The organism is Flavobacterium laiguense (assembly GCF_003097655.1).
GTDB classification, from domain to species: domain Bacteria; phylum Bacteroidota; class Bacteroidia; order Flavobacteriales; family Flavobacteriaceae; genus Flavobacterium; species Flavobacterium laiguense.
This window is the reverse complement of record NZ_QCZH01000048.1, coordinates 1-2540: the sequence shown is the minus strand read 5'-3', so window position 1 is coordinate 2540 and position 2540 is coordinate 1. Positions and strand designations below refer to the sequence as shown.

Genomic DNA, 2540 nt, shown 5'->3' with positions numbered 1-2540 from the left:
TCCTTATTGGTCTCGTTTTTTTTTAAACGAGACCAATAAGATTGGAACGGATAGCGGGATTAAGCTCCTAATTATTTGAATTGATTAAATCAAAACAGATAGGTTCCATTAGGAAAATCAAACCTTATAGATAGGTGAGGTAATTTCAAAACAATCAAAATCAAATAAACGAACAAAGGCTTTAAAACTGATTGCCCCAAAACACCAAAGCAACTCACATAAAGAACAAAGGAATTGACAAGGAAAGGGATTAAAACAAAAAAGCTTCTCAAGAATGAGAAGCTTTTGGTGCGGATAATAGGACGAACCCCCGCTTTATTTTAATATTTTTGCCAATCCTTTAAAATCCACACAAACCCCAGTAAACATAAAGGATAACAAAGATTAAATTTTCAAAATTAGTAAAGTAAGATAAAGCTAAATACAAATAAACACACTTTTTTAGGGGAACATTAGGGGAATACTATATATTTGCGTAAAATAAACAAACCTATGAAAGTACATTTTATACTAAAAGGAAAAAACGACCCTACAAATATATTTTGCCGATTTAAACCAACGCAAATAAATGATTTTACAACTGGGACGGGATTGTATATTTATCGTAATGAGTGGAACGAAACAAAACAACAGGTAAAACAAAAAGCCACCACAACAAATAAAGATTTGATTAACTCAAAACTGCAAGAATTAGAGGGGGCAATTTTGGACAAATGGAATATTGACAACATCGAAAAGAAGCACATTACTAAAAACTGGCTAAAGGAGGCTATTAATGTTTTCTTTGGTCGTGCAAATTCAGACGAGAGTTACAAAATATACTTTTTGGACTGGGTGCGAAAATTCATTGACGATGCACCCATTAGGCTACACAAAGGCAAACCCATATCAAAAAGAACAATTCAACACTATACAACCACTTTAAACAAGTTAAAAGATTTTGAAACCGCCAAAGATACCCGATTGCGTTTTGAAAATATCGACTTAAATTTTTATAGGTCGTTTGTTGATTACTGCCGAACGGTCGAAAATTTAGGAAACAACACAATAGGCGGGTATATCACAAACTTTAAAATGTGGTGCAAAAATATAGAATTGGAGGGGTTGCCAATAAATCCACAGTACAAACACTCGGATTTCACGGCAATACAAAACGAAACAATAGACGTTTATTTGAATGAAGCCGAAATAAACAAGGTTTTTGAGCATGACTTTAAAGACAATTTGCGCTTATCAAATACTAGAGACTTGTTTATAATAGGCTTGCGTACAGGGTTAAGAATATCCGATTTTTTGAGGTTAGACCAAAGCAACCTAAACGGTAAAAACATCACAATTACAACCCACAAAACAAGCCAAAAAGTAATAATTCCGATACATAAACAAGTACGGCAAATTTTAGACTATCAAAAAGGCGAATTACCGCATACTATTTCAGACCAAAAATTTAATGAATACGTCAAAGAGGTTTGCCAAACGGTAGGACTTAATAACGTTGTGGAGGGTGCTAAAATGAATAAAATAATACTAAAAGAGAAAACCGACACCACCCCCGAAGTTGCTATACACCGAAAAGAAAAGGGGACTTTTGAAAAATGGCGTTTGGTATCGTCTCACACGTGTAGACGTTCATTTGCCACCAACCTATACGGCAAACTGCCAAATAAAACCATAATGGCGATAACTGGACACGCCACAGAAGCGCAATTTTTATCTTATATCAAAATAACAAACACGGAATTTGCCGAAATATTGGGCGCACATTGGAACAATGAGGAAACAAGCCAAAACAGCGATAATACTTTAAGAGTAGCCCAATAATTTAAAAACCATTTAAAAGAAATTTAATGAGTGATTTTAACATAAAAGAAATTGACTTTTATAGTCTTGATTTAGAAAAATATATTGACTGGCTACTAAAGAAGTATGAACTATTTTCAACTGTTTGGGAGGTCGCTTATTTTGATGAATTTATAGACGATTTACATGGAAGAAAATATTTTGCTAGCTCGCATTATTTAATGACTAGAACAAAGAAGTTACCCGAAAACATAGAAAAAGCATACAACAACAAAATAAGCCACTTTGAGGCGCAAAAAAACAAATACAACGGTTTGATTATAGAATTATATCGTTTCAAAAGTGTTGGTATTAAAAAAATCGAAAATAACTCAAAATATATTTTTCTAACCTCTGAACAACTTAAAAACGTCAAAATAGATGTCAGTTGGTTGGCTTTTTGGATGAATGAACACAAAGAAAGTTATTACGTTGATTTAATAGACGAAATAGACACTCGTAAATTGTCAACACCGTTAAATGATGTCGTCTTTTACCAAAAAGAAAAAGACAAAATTATAAATGATTTTGATTTTGATTATTTACCAATCATAATGAACGGGGGCTTTATATTTGATTTAGATAATGACAGCAACGCATTAAGCTTTTCAACTGAAATAGATAAATGCAAATTCCGGTGATATTGACCACCCAATTCCAATTTAAAGTGAGCACCTGATTCCAATTCAAAATGACCACCT

2 protein-coding genes are annotated in these 2540 nt (G+C 33.0%); both read left to right on the top strand.

The genetic code is table 11. The annotated features are described in order from the left end of the window. Positions 1-492: 492 nt before the first annotated feature. Positions 493-1821 (top strand): tyrosine-type recombinase/integrase, encoded by a 1329-nt coding sequence (locus DB891_RS17340; protein ID WP_116764828.1) that lies wholly within the window; start codon positions 493-495, stop codon positions 1819-1821. Positions 1822-1847: 26 nt separating this feature from the next. Then, entirely contained in the window at positions 1848-2480 is a 633-nt protein-coding gene (locus tag DB891_RS17335; RefSeq protein ID WP_116764827.1) for a hypothetical protein, read from the top strand. Positions 2481-2540 lie beyond the last annotated feature (60 nt).

Coding starts and splice junctions, on each gene's coding strand:
- DB891_RS17340 (WP_116764828.1), top strand. CDS start 493: ATGAAAGTACATTTTATACTAAAAGGAAAAAACGACCCTACAAATATA.
- DB891_RS17335 (WP_116764827.1), top strand. CDS start 1,848: ATGAGTGATTTTAACATAAAAGAAATTGACTTTTATAGTCTTGATTTA.